The organism is Prochlorococcus marinus str. SB (assembly GCF_000760115.1).
Taxonomy (GTDB): Bacteria; Cyanobacteriota; Cyanobacteriia; order PCC-6307; family Cyanobiaceae; genus Prochlorococcus_A; species Prochlorococcus_A marinus_D.
In genome coordinates this window covers 626,058-640,653 of the sequence record NZ_JNAS01000002.1, presented here as the reverse complement: position 1 = coordinate 640,653, position 14,596 = coordinate 626,058, and the positions used below count along the sequence as shown (strand labels likewise).

Sequence of the window (14,596 nt, the reverse complement as noted above, 5' to 3'; positions counted from 1 at the left end):
TTGTTATGAATTTTTTTACATGGAAAGATAATGGATTAACAAGTGACTGCTCTAGTCTTGATGCAATGGCATCAAGATTTGAAGAAACTGCTAACTTAATGAAAAAACTTTCTAAGAAGGGCTTTAAACTAAAGAAAACTCAAAATAATCAACTAATTCTTCACCCTGATCCTGAGGTTTTTGATCAATGGGGTTTTATAAGTGAAGAAGTCCCTTTTAAACAACTTTGTTTAATTTCAGATGAAGAATAACTATTTGAATTTGAAAATTCTTCAGTCAGTACTGATAAATAATTGCGTACATGAGTGTTCCAACTAAAGTGCCTGTTAACACCCTCAATTCCATTTCTGCTCCATAATTTCCACTGATTATTATTTGATATTCCTTTTTCAAGAATAACTTTCAACTCATTTATATCAGTAACATCTACTAGAAGACCATTTTCACATTTTGAACGAATTTCTTTTGGCCCTCCATCATTTGTTGATATTATTGGCAATCCACATGAAGAAGCTTCAAGAAGAGTTAAACCAAAAGGCTCTGTTAAAGCTGGATTTACAAAAACACCACCTCTGCTAGCAGCCCACCTATATAAAGCAGGAATCTGACTTGGAAGATGTTTTTTTGGATAAGCTACCTTTCCATACAAATTATATTTATCAATTGTTTCAAAAATATTATTGAAAACATCTTTTTGTTGAGGGTCAAGTTTTGAAGTATTCTCTCTACAACCTAAAATCAGAATTAAATTAGTTTTTCTTTTTAATTTTTCAGATCTTCCATATGCTTCAATCAAAGATGGAATATTTTTTCTTCGTACAGCTCTAGAAATAGTTAAAAATGGAGGTTTAGTAGAATCCTTTAAAAAAGGTTTCATCATGTTATCAATTTCGGCTGTCTCGCTTGTGGAGTGAATATGGTGAAATTTATTATGATCAACACCAGGAGGAATAACTTTAGCCTTGTGAGGTGAAAAAGAAGAATATTGGGAATATTGATACACTGATTCTTGTTTAGTGCTTGTAACGACAATATCTGCAGACTTCAATGCTTTTTCTTCTGCCTCAATTCTTTTACTCATAGAATAAAGCTTTTCTATTTGATTATTTTTTAAACCAGTATCAAGCAATTTCCTTTTTTTCTCTCTTCCTAAAGAATGACCAGTAAAAATAAGAGGAACGTTTAAGGATTTACTTAGTTTAGCTCCTACATATCCAGCATCTGCATAATGTGCATGAATGAAATTAGGCTTTTCGTTTTTTTTATAGTAAGAAATTAGTCTTTCAGTTAAATGATCTAAATAAGGCCAAAGCAATTCCTTTCTTAAATATTTATTAGGTCCAAATTTGAATCTTAAAATTCTCACTCCAGGTTCAACAAATTCTTCTTCTTGAGAATATTCATCGTCTACTTTAAGATCGTTTATTAAACGAGTAACTAAATCTACTTGATCAACTTCTGAAATATTAGCCAAGCTTTTAATTAATTCTAAAACGTATTGTGTTTGCCCTCCTGTATCTGCATCCCTGCCTAACTCAAGATTTTTAGAACGTATAAGACCATGTAAATGTAAATGTAAAAATTTCAACCTCATTCAGTAAAACCTCCGATCAACGGCCTTTAATACAAATAAGCTGAATTTTTCTAAGGAAATATTAAGAAAGCATTATGATTTAAAATTTTTTTAATATAAAAGTTTTCAAAAAAGCAGTTACAGAGTGACTTTATGCCCCTTTAAAAAAGAATTTCGTATTGCTGAAATAACTAAAATAAAAAGAAATACAACAAGGATTTTCTTATTTCAGAACCTTTTTAAGATATTTTGCTGTATAACTTATAGGATTTTTAGCTACATCCTCGGGAATACCTTCTGCAATGATTTCTCCTCCTTTATCCCCTCCATCAGGTCCTAGATCGATAATCCAATCTGAACATCTAATAACATCTAAATTATGTTCAATAACAATCACTGAATTACCTTTATCTACCAAACGTTGTATTACATCCATTAATTTATGAACATCATAAAAACTTAAACCTGTAGTTGGTTCATCAATCAAATATAAAGTTTTTCCAGTAGCCCTTTTTGACAATTCCGTGGCTAACTTAACTCTTTGAGCCTCTCCACCAGATAATGTAGGAGCTGGCTGGCCTAACTTGACATATCCTAAGCCAACATCAACCAATGTAGATAATCTATCAGCAGCTTGAGGTATAGCAGAAAAAGTTTCTGCAGCTTGTTCAACAGTCATCTCTAAAACATCAGATATATTGAAACCTTTATATTTCACCTGAAGAGTTTCCCTATTAAAACGAGCTCCTTTACATACTTCACATTGAACATACACATCAGGTAGAAAATTCATTTCAATTACATTGACTCCCTGACCTTTACAAGCTTCGCATCTTCCTCCTTTCACATTAAAGCTAAATTGACCAGCCTGATAACCTCTTGCTTTTGCTTCAACTGTGGCAGTAAATATCTGCCTTATAGGATCAAAAGCACCAGTATATGTAGCAGGATTTGATCTTGGAGTTCTTCCTATTGGAGATTGATCAATAACGATAACTTTATCAATTGCCTTTATACCCTTTAACTCTTTTACACCTTGAGGAAAAGGGACTTTTAATCCTAGAGAATGACATAATGCAGGATGAAGTAATTCATTTATCAAAGTGCTCTTTCCACTTCCACTCACACCAGTTACAGAAACTAATCTTCCTAAAGGAAATTCAACAGAAATATTTTTTAAATTATTTTTAGAACAATTATTTAAAATTAAACTTTTTTTTACAGATGATCTACGTTCTTTTGGAGTAGGAATCGATTTCCTACCACTAAGATAAGCTCCAGTTAATGACTTTTCTGAATTTAAAACATCTTGATAAGATCCTTTAGCAATAATTTCCCCACCATAAACACCTGCCCCTGGACCAATATCTACTAAATAATCTGCGGATTTCATAGTATCTTCATCATGTTCAACGACAACCAAAGTATTTCCCAAGTCTCTTAAGCTTTTTAATGTTTCTAATAATCTGTCATTGTCTCTCTGATGCAAACCAATACTTGGTTCATCTAATACATATAAAACGCCAGTAAGACCTGCACCTATTTGTGTAGCCAATCTAATACGCTGAGCCTCACCACCAGACAAAGTCATAGCCGGTCTATCTAAAGTCAAATAATCTAAACCTACATTAATTAGAAACTTCAAACGTAAACGAATCTCTTTTAAAACCAATTCACCTATCTGCTTTTGTTTTTCTGATAAAGATATATTTTCTTTCTTTATCTTACCTAAGCCCATGATGCGCTCTACGTGATTTAGGGTTTCAGAAACGCTTATAGAAGTTAAATCAGTAATGTTGTATGGACCAAGTTTAACTGCCAAAGCCTCAGGTCTTAATCTTTTTCCAGAACATGTCTTACAGGGAACTAATTCTAGATACTTTTCTAATTTTTGTTTAACTGATTCTCCATTGGCTTCATTCAATTGCCTTTCTAATATGGGCAATATCCCCTCAAAAGGTCTTTCAAAACCACTAGAAGTTTTAAAACGACTATCAGCTTGAATTAATATTGGTTTATCTGATCCCAAAAGTAGAACTTTTTTTTGCAAGTCACTTAAATCTTTCCAAGGAGTTTTTAGTTCAAAACCATAAGCTTGCCCTACAGAATAAAGTAAAGAAAAATAATAAGTATTATCTTTTTCACTCCAAGGAGCTATTGCAGCATAAACAGGTAATGTTTTATCAGGTATAACTCTATCCGCAGTAAATTTTTTTAAATAACCTAACCCATGACAATCTGGACAGGCCCCATATGGGCTATTAAAAGAAAATAATCTAGGAGAAAGTTCTTCAACAATAGATCCATGTACAGGACATGCATAATTTTCTGAGTAAAGTTTTTCTCTTTCTAAGTTAGAAGGTAAGTTTTCTCCTTTTTTTGGAACAACTTCTACTATCGCTAAGCCATCTCCTCTTTTGAGACAAGTTTGTAGAGAATCATTTAATCTTTCTTGTATACCTTCTCTTGCAATTAATCTATCGACAACTACCTCAATATTATGAATTTGATTTTTATCTAATTCAATACTATCAGCAAGTTCTCTTACCTCTCCATTGATTCTTACCCTAGCAAATCCTTCAGCCGCTAGTCCGCTTATTAATTTTGTATGTGTTCCTTTCTTACCTCTTACAACAGGAGCCAACAATTGGTACCTTGTTCCTTCTGGTAAAAGAAGAATTTGATCCACCATTTCATCAATTGTTTGAGGCGCAATTGGAATCCCACAATGGTGGCAATGAGGCTCACCAGCACGGCCAAACAATAATCTTAAATAATCTTGTATTTCCGTTACTGTTCCAACTGTTGATCGAGGATTATGACTTGTAGATTTTTGATCAATTGAAATAGCAGGTGATAAACCTTCAATATTGTCAACATCTGGTTTATCTACTTGACCCAAAAATTGCCTTGCGTATGCAGAAAGACTCTCAACATATCTTCTTTGACCTTCAGCAAAAATAGTATCAAAGGCTAGAGAACTTTTTCCACTTCCACTTACACCTGTAAAAACTATAAATTTATTCCTAGGTAGAGAAAGATCAATATTTTTTAAATTATGCTGACGAGCTCCCCTAATATTAATTGAGTTATCTTCTCCAAAACTACTATCGGCTTTATTAACCATGTTTAAATCTACTCTATGATTTAAAAAGAATATTATAGTGGAATTTTTTCTGTTTTACGCAGCTGTGCGATCAAGCAGTTTAGAAGCATATTCGTCTACTTCACATGAACCTCCACCTATAAGTTCTATTAGTTCATTTTTTCTTTGATTTTTTGTAGTTAGTTTTGCGATTGAAGTATAAGTTATCCCATTAATTACGTTTTTATTAACTTTGAAATGAGCTAATCCCCAAGCAGCGAGTAATGGCTGATGTGTAATACACAAGACTTGTTGGTTTTTAGAAATTTCTTTTATAAGCTCCACCAAAGAAAATAGAGATTTGCCACTTAAACCACTATCAATTTCATCTAAAAAGAAAGTATTTGGTTTTTTAGAAATACTAGATTTAAGAGCTAACAAGAATCTTGACATTTCTCCGCCAGAAATAACATTTGATAATGGAGCAAGCTTCTGATCAGGATTAGCCGAAAACAAAAAATTTATATCATCAATTCCATCGCCAGAAGGCTTGCACTCAGAAAATTGAATTGAAAAATTTGCATTTTCTAAACCTAGATTGCTTAAAATTGACATTACTGAATTTTGTAATTGTTTAGCAATTTTTTTTCTTTCAGTAGATTGAATAACAAATAAAGAATTTAGATTACTTTGTAAATTCTCAATTTGAGCTTTAATCATGGAAATCTCATTACCTTGATCATTTTGTTGAAAATACGTTTTTAATTGATCGCGCTTTTCAATTAATTGAGTTAGATCCAATGAAAAAGTTCTCTCTAAGTTTTTTAAAAAGAATAATCTTTTTTGTATTACCGGAAGATTAGATTCATAATTTTCTATTTCTTGCAAATATGATTTTAGATCAAAAAGTAAATCTTCAACATCAGCATGAATATTTAATAACTTCTCTCTAAAGTTTTGAATTTTTAAATCGAAATGAGCTGTTTTATTTAAAATCTTTAATGATTGATTTATAAAAGAAGTTACTGAGGGTGCATCATGACTGAAATTATTTAAATTTTCTAATGATGATTTAATTGAATTATTAATTTCAAGATTATTTACAAGTTTATTTTCTAAAAACTCTAGTTCTAAAATTTCTTCACTTGAATTCAAATCAGCTTCTTCTAAACTCTTCAACATGTGTTTAATTGCCAAGTTTTTTTCTTCTTGATTCCTAGAAAATTCTATTTTTTCATTCAATAATCTTGTTAACTTTTCACTTTCTTTCCATATATTTTTAATCCTTTCGCTAGTAGCTCTAAATTCTTGAGAACATAAGTCATCAATAATTAGTCTTCTCCTATCACAAGAATCAAAGATAAATGTATCAAATTGACCTGCAAAATCTATTAGAAATCCTCCAAGTTTTTCTAATAATTGTCTGTTAATTGGTAAATCATTAAGGCTATATTTGGATAAGATTTTATTATTTTTTTTATAAGATTTTCTTTTAATTTGTAGTTCTGAAGAAGTTATTTCAAAACCATTACTAATTAACCAATTATTAATTTGAAAAGAAGAAGAAAATTTTGCCTCGATAACGCAAAAATCTTTTCCTGCACGTATTAAATGTTTTAGAGGTATTCTAGTTCCACCAAATAGAGCATTTAGGGAATCCAAAATTAATGATTTTCCTGAACCTGAATCCCCAGTTATGATATTCAAACCTTTTTCGAAATTAATTTCTATAATCTTTATTAAGGCGAAATTTTCTATTTTTAGTTGTATTAACATGATAATTCTTCCATATAGAAAAATTAACTTCTTTTTTAAAAAAATAAAGGTTTTAAATATATAAAGTTATGAAAGAAGATTTTACTGATTTTATTGAGGTCTCTGGACTCTTAAATTATGATCCAGATACAATTTCTAAAATATACAAAAAAAATCCTAAAAGACTTTTAAAAAGACTTTGGCAAACACTCCTACCTATTTTTGCTTACATCTTTTCCGTTGGATGGGATAAATTAACTGGAAGACTTAAAAATGAACAGCAAGCAAGATTTAGAGCAAGAGAATTAACAAATTTGTTAGTAGAACTTGGACCTGCATTTGTTAAAGCAGGCCAAGCTTTATCAACAAGACCAGACATAATTCCGGGTATTCTTCTAGAAGAATTATCTGAATTGCAAGATCAGCTCCCTGGTTTTGATGGTGATAAAGCTATGGAATTAATAGAAGAAGATTTAGGAAAAAAAATAAATGAGCTTTTTTTAGAAATTGATAAAGAGCCAATTTCTGCTGCTTCTTTAGGTCAAGTGCATAAAGCTAAATTAAAAAATGAAGAGATCGTTGCAATAAAAGTACAACGACCAGGTTTAAGAGAACAAATAACCTTAGACCTTTACATTGTAAGGAATATTGCTTATTGGCTAAAAAACAATATCGGACTGATTAGAAGTGATCTAGTTGCTTTGATTGATGAATTAGGCAAGAGAGTTTTTGAAGAAATGGACTATCTAAATGAAGCTGCAAATGCAGAAAAATTTAGAGATATGCATAAACATAACAACATGATTGCCGTACCAAAAATTTATAAAGAAATAACTTCAAGAAGAGTTTTAGCAATGGAATGGATAGACGGTACAAAATTAACAAATTTAGAGGACGTAAAAAAATTAGGAATTAATCCTGATGACATGATTGATATAGGGGTGCAATGTAGTTTAGAACAGCTTTTAGAACATGGTTTTTTTCATGCTGACCCGCATCCAGGTAATTTATTAGCCTTAGAAGATGGAAGATTATGTTATTTAGATTTTGGAATGATGAGCGAGGTTTCGAGAGAATCTAGGTCAGGATTAATTCAGGCAGTAGTTCACTTAGTAAATAAAAACTTCGATAAATTGTCTCAAGATTTCGTAAAATTAGGATTTTTATCAGAAGAAGTTAATCTTGAACCCATTGTTCCTGCATTTCAAGATGTTTTTATTAACGCCGTTGAACAAGGAGTTTCAAAAATGGATTTTAAGAGCGTTACTGACGATATGTCTGGTGTTATGTATAAATTCCCTTTCAGACTACCCCCATATTATGCTCTTATAATTAGATCATTACTTACATTAGAAGGAATAGCTTTAAGCGTAGATCCAAACTTCAAAATATTAGGCGCAGCTTATCCCTATTTTGCAAGAAGATTAATGGAAGACCCTGATCCACAATTGAGGGAAAGCCTTAAAGAAATGCTTTTTGACAATAAAAAATTTAAGTGGGATCGTTTAGAAGATCTTCTTTCTAACGCTGCAAAGCAAACAAACCTCGATTTAGAAAAACTTTTAGACGAAGTTATAAATCTTCTCTTTTCTTCAAATGGAGGATTTCTTAGAAATGAGATAGTTGAAGGTTTAACAAATCAGATAGATTTACTTAGTCTAAAAATATTGAAAAGTTTAAATAATTATCTTCCACAATCAATTAAATTAAATACTACTAACGAAAATAATAACTTGAGTGACCTTATTATGTATGTTGAGCCATTTAGAAACTTTTTAGAGATTTTACAAAAAGTACCGGGGTATTCAATTGACATTTTTCTAAAAAGAGTGCCAAGACTTATTACTGAGCCCTATACAAAAGAAATGGGTATTAAAATTGCAAAAAAAGTAACTGAAAAAGGAGTAGTAAGACTTGTTAAGATTGCCGCTGGAGCAAATATATAAATGAGATTTAGTAAATTTTTAAAATTTAAAATATTTTTTATTTTAGTAATTTCTCCATTTTTTTTTAATGTTCCAAAAGCTTATACTGCTGAAGAAATAAAAATCACTTATAGCATATTTTCTAGAACGATTAAAGTAAATTCTTTAAAAAATTTTGCTAAAGAAGGTAAATCTACAAGACAATTAAAAAGAATTTTGAAAGCAACTGGATCTCCCGATAAAGAAATTAGAAAAGTTTTAAACAAAGATTTTGAAGTTCCTATTACCATTGCAAGCAAACTAGTATATTCTGAAATAGGAAATGTTTTTTTAACAAGACTTTCATCTATTATCCACCCACCCAGAGCAACTGATGAAAGAACAGGTATGCTGGCCCTTAGAGCAAGCGTAATTCAAGGAATTAATATAGGAAATGGAAAAATAAATCTAGTAAATTTTTTTGAAGGATATCCAACTAAAACTGTAATTTTAGATGTCAGCGCTTTGAGCAAAGTTATGAATAAAGTAGAATCGATTTCAGAATTATTAACCTTTTTCACCAATTCCCCTCTAGAAAAAATCAAAACAAATTAAACAACCATGGTGTTATTCAATAAAATAAAAAATAAACTGCGTATTAATTACAGAAAAAAAAGATGGCCAGGTCTAATAGAAGCTTATAAACAATATCTTCCAGTTACAAAGAAAACTCCTATTATTTCCCTAAATGAAGGAAATACACCACTAATTCTAAGCGAGTCAATTAGCAACTTAATTGGAAATGGAACAAAAGTTTTTTTAAAATATGATGGCCTTAATCCAACAGGGTCTTTTAAAGATCGTGGAATGACGATGGCTATTAGCAAAGCAAAAGAAGAAGGCCGTGAGGCAGTAATTTGTGCAAGTACTGGAAATACCTCTGCTGCTGCTGCTGCATATGCTTCTAGAGGAGGATTAAAACCTTATGTTTTAATCCCAGAAGGATTTGTTGCACAAGGAAAGCTTGCGCAAGCATTAATGTATGGCGCTGAAATAATATCTATTAATGGAAACTTTGATAAGGCTCTTGAAATTGTTAGAGATCTATCCTCAGAACATCCTGTAGAACTTGTTAATTCTGTTAATCCATATCGAATACAAGGACAAAAGACGGCAGCTTTTGAAATAGTTGATGACTTAGGTTATGGTCCAGATTGGCTTTGTATTCCAATGGGTAATGCAGGAAACATAACTGCTTATTGGATGGGATTTAAAGAGTATTCAAAAATAAAAAAGAATTTGAAATTACCTATAATGATGGGTTTTCAGTCCGAAGGCTCTGCTCCATTAGTTAAAAATATAATAATTAAGGATCCAGAAACAATTGCAACTGCAATAAGAATTGGAAATCCTGTAAATAGAGAAAAAGCAAAAAAAGTAAGGAAAGAGAGTAAAGGAGACTTTCAATCAGTTACAGATGAAGAAATAATCAATGCTTATAAAATTCTTGCCAAAGAGGGAGTATTTTGTGAACCTGCCAGTGCAGCATCAGTTGCTGGACTGATTAAAAATAAAAATAGAATTCAGAAAGAATCGACTATTGTTTGTGTTCTGACTGGAAATGGATTGAAAGATCCTGATTGTGCTATAAAAAACAACGAAGCTATTTTTAGAAAAAATATTGAACCTTCATTAAAAAATATTACTAAAATTTTAGGATATTAAAATCCAAAAAAAATAGTGTCTGTGGAAATCAATTAAAAACAAACCTCATCTGTTGAAAAAATACATAACAAGAAATTCTATTTGTTGAAAAAATTTAAAATTTTGAAAAAAAGTAAAAAATATTCAACAAATAAAAAATTTTTTACACATATCTTTTTCTTCCTAAACTAAATAGACAAGCTGTTTATTTGAAAATTTCCACAGTTCCCACAAAAACTACTACTACTAATTTTCTTATTTTTAATTTATTTTTATATTAGAAAAGAGTAAAAATTAAATTTATTGAATTTAATTTACGAAAAAAGTATATTGTATTTGTAAAAAGTTCCAAATTCTGATGGAAATTATTTGTAATCAAAATGAATTAAATAATGCTATACAACTAGTAAGCAAGGCAGTTGCTTCAAGACCAACGCATCCAATTCTTGCAAACATACTTTTAACAGCTGATGAAGGAACTAATAAAATTAGTGTCACAGGATTTGACTTAAATTTAGGAATTCAAACTTCTTTTGATGGAACTGTCAAAAATAGTGGAGCTATTACTATACCTTCAAAACTTTTATCCGAAATAGTAAACAAATTACCAAATGAAACACCTGTTTCTCTAGAACTAGACGGGAATTCAGATAATATCCTAATAAAAAGTGATAGAGGTTCATTTAATTTAAAAGGGATCCCCTCTGATGAATATCCTAATTTGCCATTTGTTGAAAGCGGTACTTCTTTGAATATTGATCCTAGTTCTTTTTTAAAGGCTTTAAAATCTACCATTTTTGCCAGTAGTAATGATGATTCAAAGCAACTACTCACGGGTGTCAATTTTACTTTCAAACCAAATTACTTAGAGTCTGCTTCTACAGATGGTCATAGATTGGCTGTTGCCTTAATTAGTAATGAAGAAAATATTGAAAATAAAGAAAACTTATCTTCAAATGTTGATGATTTATCGGTAACTATCCCAACTAGATCATTGAGAGAAATTGAAAAACTAGTATCTTTGAGAAGCTCAGAAAAATCAATTAAGCTTTTCTACGACAAAGGTCAAGTAGTATTTATATCTTCTAATCAAATAATTACTACAAGAACTTTAGAAGGTACTTATCCTAATTATTCACAATTAATTCCTGATTCTTTTTCTAAAATTCTAAATTTTAATACAAAAAAATTAATTGATTCATTAGAAAGAATTGCTGTTTTAGCTGATCAGCAAAGTAGTGTTGTAAAGATTAAATTATATGATACAGATTTAGCTTCAATCAGTGCAGATGCTCAAGATATTGGAAATGCAAATGAATCAATACCTGTTTCTTATTCTGGAGAAAATTTTGATATTGCATTTAACGTAAGATATTTGTTAGAAGGTTTAAAAGTTATTACTTCTGAAAATGTACTTTTAAAGTGTAATATTGCAACTACTCCAGCGGTTTTTGTGCCAGAAGATAATCTTAATTCTTTTACTTATTTAGTTATGCCTGTGCAGGTTCGTTCTTAATTTGAAATTACCTAAAGAAATTTTATTAAGTGAATTATTAAATTATAGTGTTAAGGGTAATATGGTCCTTAATTATGGAAATGGTGAAAATGTTTGGATGCATCCTCCAGTTCACCGGATTTTAGGGTGGTCTTCTCGTCCTTCAAATTTTGATTTAAAAAGAAATGTTTGGCGATTAAATCAAATTACTCAAATAATAGATAATGAAATTTATGTCAAAGGCGATCCAGCTATTTCGGATTTAGCAACTTTAAATAGGTTTCCAACTTTAATAGAAGCTAATCTTATAAATATAAATGGATCAAAAATAGGAGTTATTGCAGATTTTTTATTTGAAATGAAAACGGGAAAAATTAAATATTACTCAGTTTCTAGATCTAATCCTAAGATTCCAGGTTCTAGTAGATGGAAATTAACTATTGATAATATCAATGACCAACAACCGGGATTAGTATTCTGTAAAAGTAATTCTTTAGATGATTTACCTTTAATAAAATCAAGTATTAAAAATGAATTTATGCAAAAAGGGAAAAAAATTTTTGATAGATTTGATGATATGAAAAATATCGCTTCTAATAGACTAGAGGAATGGCTTGAAGAAGATGAAGATATTAGCCAAAACTTAGATTTTAAACAAAAAAGTTTTTATAATAATAATAGATCCTCTATACCGTCTAGTGAAAAAAATGAAGATGACCCTTGGATATAAATAATGATAAATCAAGAAAATAATGATCTATATGATCTTAATGAAGCACTAAAAGTTGAAAATTTAACACTTAAAGATTACGAAGAAATTTGCAAAAGATTAGAGAGAAAACCTAACAGAACGGAATTAGGCATGTTTGGCGTTATGTGGTCCGAACATTGTTGTTATAGAAATTCAAAACCTTTACTATCTAAGTTTCCCACTAAAGGTAAAAATGTTTTAGTTGGACCCGGAGAAAATGCTGGCGTTATTGATGTTGGAAATAATCAAAAACTTGTTTTTAAAATAGAAAGTCACAATCATCCCTCTGCTATTGAACCTTTTCAAGGCGCAGCAACAGGAGTAGGAGGAATTTTAAGAGATATATTTACCATGGGCGCAAGGCCAATTGCAGTTTTGAATTCATTGAGATTCGGTAACCTTGATAAATCATCAAATGTTGATTTACTACGAGGAGTTGTATCTGGTATTTCACATTATGGGAATTGTGTAGGCGTGCCGACTATTGGAGGTGAAATTGACTTCGATGATAGTTACTCTGGAAATCCTCTAGTGAATGTTATGGCTTTAGGTCTTTTAGAGACTGAGGAAATCGTTTGTTCTGGCGCTCAAAATGTAGGATCACCAGTTTTATATGTTGGTAATACAACTGGCAGAGATGGTGTTGGTGGTGCTAGTTTTGCTAGTTCAGAATTAACAACAACTTCATTGGATGATAGACCTGCTGTTCAGGTAGGTGATCCATTTGTTGAGAAAAGTCTTATTGAAGCTTGTTTGGATGCTTTCAAGACAGGGGATGTAATTGCAGCTCAAGATATGGGTGCTGCAGGTTTAACATGCAGTAGCGCAGAAATGGCCGCAAATGGAAATTTAGGGATATCTATCGATTTAGATTTGGTCCCTTCTAGAGAAGATGATATGTCCTCATACCAGTATTTATTATCTGAATCGCAAGAAAGAATGTTGTTTGTCGTTAAAGAAGAAAAAATTAATGATCTTATTGAAAAATTTAATAAATGGGGATTATATGCCAGTGTTATTGGTGAAGTGATAGGAACTAATGAAGTAATTATTTCTCATAAAGGTAAAATTGTGGCCCAAATACCTACTTCTGCCTTATCTGATGATACTCCTGTCAATTTTCACAATGTGATTAATAAACCACCAGATGATCTTTTAAATAAATGGGAATGGAAAGAAAATGATTTACCAGAAATTCATGAGCAAAAAATATTTTCATTGAAGGAAAATAAGAATTTTTCTTTTTCAGAAATCATTTTAAAACTACTCTCTAATCCATCAATAGCTTCTAAACGATGGATTTATAAACAATATGATTCTCAAGTTCAGGCAAATACAGTTTTTAAACCTGGAAAGTCAGATGCAGCCGTAGTAAGACTAAGGGAACAAAATAATAAAAATAAAAGTAAAGTATTTTCTGGTGTCGCTGCTTCAGTTGATTGCAATAGTAGATGGGTTGCGCTTGATCCTTTTAGAGGATCTATCGCTGCCGTTGCAGAGTCCGCTAGAAATGTTAGTTGTGTTGGTGCTGAACCAGTAGCAATCACAAATAATTTAAATTTTTCTTCCCCTGAGAATGAAATTGGATATTGGCAACTTTCATCTTCATGTAATGGAATTACTGAAGCTTGTAAAGCTTTAGAAACTCCTGTTACAGGAGGAAATGTATCTTTATATAATGAATCAAAAAATAAAGATAATCTTATTACTCCTATCAATCCTACACCTGTTATTGGAATGGTTGGAAAGATAGATAATGTCGAAAAAGCTATAAGTAGTGAATGGAAAAATATTGAAGATGAAATCTGGTTAATTGGTTCTTCCAAATCAGAAATAAAAATTGCAGCTAGTTCTTATTTGGAATATTTTCATGGGGAAATTACAGGTCGGCCTCCAAAAATAGATTTGTTGGATGAAAAGTTTTGCCAGAGTTTTTTAAGAAATGCGATTTTAAATAGTCTTGTAGTTTCTTCGCACGATATCAGCGACGGAGGTTTAGCTATAGCCTTAGCAGAGTCTTGCATTTTGTCCTCAAGGGGTGCAACTATAGAATTAGGAAATGATGTCAATAGATTTGATAATTTATTGTTTGCCGAAGGGGGGTCAAGAATTATTTTTTCAATTAGTAAAATGAAACAAAATGAATGGTTTAATTTTTTAAAACAAAATCAAATAAATTTCCCACCAAGTGTTTATGTAGAAAAAATAGGATATGTATCTAGTGACACGCTGAAGATAAAAATCAACGAAAAAAATATTTGCAATATTAGGGTTGAGGAATTAACCGAAAAATTTAATAATAGTATTTCAGATTACTTTTAAATATGAA

General features: G+C 30.9%; 10 protein-coding genes. 7 read left to right on the top strand and 3 right to left on the bottom strand.

Annotation, left to right across the window (positions count from 1 at the left end; all coding sequences use genetic code 11):
• The first annotated feature begins 5 nt into the window (after nucleotides 1-5).
• The gene (locus tag EV02_RS0108835; RefSeq protein ID WP_025980726.1) at nucleotides 6-251 is read left to right on the top strand and encodes a hypothetical protein; all 246 of its coding nucleotides are present in this window, start codon (nucleotides 6-8) and stop codon (nucleotides 249-251) included.
• Here EV02_RS0108835 and EV02_RS02920 read toward each other — a convergent pair.
• The 3 genes from EV02_RS02920 to EV02_RS02930 all read right to left on the bottom strand — a co-directional run bounded on the left by EV02_RS02920 (nucleotide 185) and on the right by EV02_RS02930 (nucleotide 6,434).
• A complete protein-coding gene (locus EV02_RS02920) occupies nucleotides 185-1,594 on the bottom strand; it encodes a glycosyltransferase (RefSeq protein ID WP_032519897.1) in 1,410 nt (469 codons plus the stop codon). The genes EV02_RS0108835 and EV02_RS02920 overlap by 67 nt on opposite strands.
• 202 nt (nucleotides 1,595-1,796) lie before the next feature.
• Nucleotides 1,797-4,700 carry an excinuclease ABC subunit UvrA gene (uvrA, locus tag EV02_RS02925; RefSeq protein ID WP_032519896.1) on the bottom strand — a complete coding sequence of 968 codons (2,904 nt, stop codon included), beginning with the start codon at nucleotides 4,698-4,700 and terminating at the stop codon, nucleotides 1,797-1,799.
• 54 nt (nucleotides 4,701-4,754) lie between these two features.
• Nucleotides 4,755-6,434, bottom strand: coding sequence for an AAA family ATPase (locus EV02_RS02930; protein WP_032519895.1), 1,680 nt, complete (start codon nucleotides 6,432-6,434; stop codon nucleotides 4,755-4,757).
• A 68-nt stretch (nucleotides 6,435-6,502) separates the two neighbouring features.
• Between EV02_RS02930 and EV02_RS02935 the strand changes: the two genes are divergently transcribed.
• The 6 genes from EV02_RS02935 (at nucleotide 6,503) to purL (ending at nucleotide 14,589) form a co-directional block, all read left to right on the top strand.
• On the top strand, nucleotides 6,503-8,359 hold the full coding sequence (locus tag EV02_RS02935; RefSeq protein ID WP_032519894.1) for an ABC1 kinase family protein: 1,857 nt from the start codon (nucleotides 6,503-6,505) through the stop codon (nucleotides 8,357-8,359).
• Complete coding sequence (locus EV02_RS02940) at nucleotides 8,360-8,932, top strand: alpha/beta hydrolase (protein WP_032519893.1); 573 nt, start codon at nucleotides 8,360-8,362, stop codon at nucleotides 8,930-8,932.
• A 6-nt stretch (nucleotides 8,933-8,938) separates the two neighbouring features.
• Nucleotides 8,939-10,042 (top strand): threonine synthase, encoded by a 1,104-nt coding sequence (thrC, locus tag EV02_RS02945; protein ID WP_032519892.1) that lies wholly within the window; start codon nucleotides 8,939-8,941, stop codon nucleotides 10,040-10,042.
• 337 nt (nucleotides 10,043-10,379) lie between these two features.
• Complete coding sequence (dnaN, locus tag EV02_RS02950; RefSeq protein ID WP_032519891.1) at nucleotides 10,380-11,537, top strand: DNA polymerase III subunit beta; 1,158 nt, start codon at nucleotides 10,380-10,382, stop codon at nucleotides 11,535-11,537.
• A gap of 1 nt (nucleotide 11,538) precedes the next feature.
• Nucleotides 11,539-12,246: a PRC-barrel domain-containing protein gene (locus EV02_RS02955; RefSeq protein ID WP_032519890.1), complete on the top strand. Its 708-nt coding sequence runs from the start codon at nucleotides 11,539-11,541 to the stop codon at nucleotides 12,244-12,246.
• A 3-nt stretch (nucleotides 12,247-12,249) separates the two neighbouring features.
• A complete protein-coding gene (gene purL / locus EV02_RS02960) occupies nucleotides 12,250-14,589 on the top strand; it encodes a phosphoribosylformylglycinamidine synthase subunit PurL (RefSeq protein ID WP_032519889.1) in 2,340 nt (779 codons plus the stop codon).
• The last annotated feature ends 7 nt before the right edge of the window (nucleotides 14,590-14,596 follow it).

Coding starts and splice junctions, on each gene's coding strand:
- thrC (WP_032519892.1), top strand. CDS start 8,939: ATGGTGTTATTCAATAAAATAAAAAATAAACTGCGTATTAATTACAGA.
- uvrA (WP_032519896.1), bottom strand. CDS start 4,700: ATGGTTAATAAAGCCGATAGTAGTTTTGGAGAAGATAACTCAATTAAT.
- EV02_RS0108835 (WP_025980726.1), top strand. CDS start 6: ATGAATTTTTTTACATGGAAAGATAATGGATTAACAAGTGACTGCTCT.
- EV02_RS02920 (WP_032519897.1), bottom strand. CDS start 1,594: ATGAGGTTGAAATTTTTACATTTACATTTACATGGTCTTATACGTTCT.
- EV02_RS02940 (WP_032519893.1), top strand. CDS start 8,360: ATGAGATTTAGTAAATTTTTAAAATTTAAAATATTTTTTATTTTAGTA.
- EV02_RS02930 (WP_032519895.1), bottom strand. CDS start 6,434: ATGTTAATACAACTAAAAATAGAAAATTTCGCCTTAATAAAGATTATA.
- EV02_RS02935 (WP_032519894.1), top strand. CDS start 6,503: ATGAAAGAAGATTTTACTGATTTTATTGAGGTCTCTGGACTCTTAAAT.
- purL (WP_032519889.1), top strand. CDS start 12,250: ATGATAAATCAAGAAAATAATGATCTATATGATCTTAATGAAGCACTA.
- dnaN (WP_032519891.1), top strand. CDS start 10,380: ATGGAAATTATTTGTAATCAAAATGAATTAAATAATGCTATACAACTA.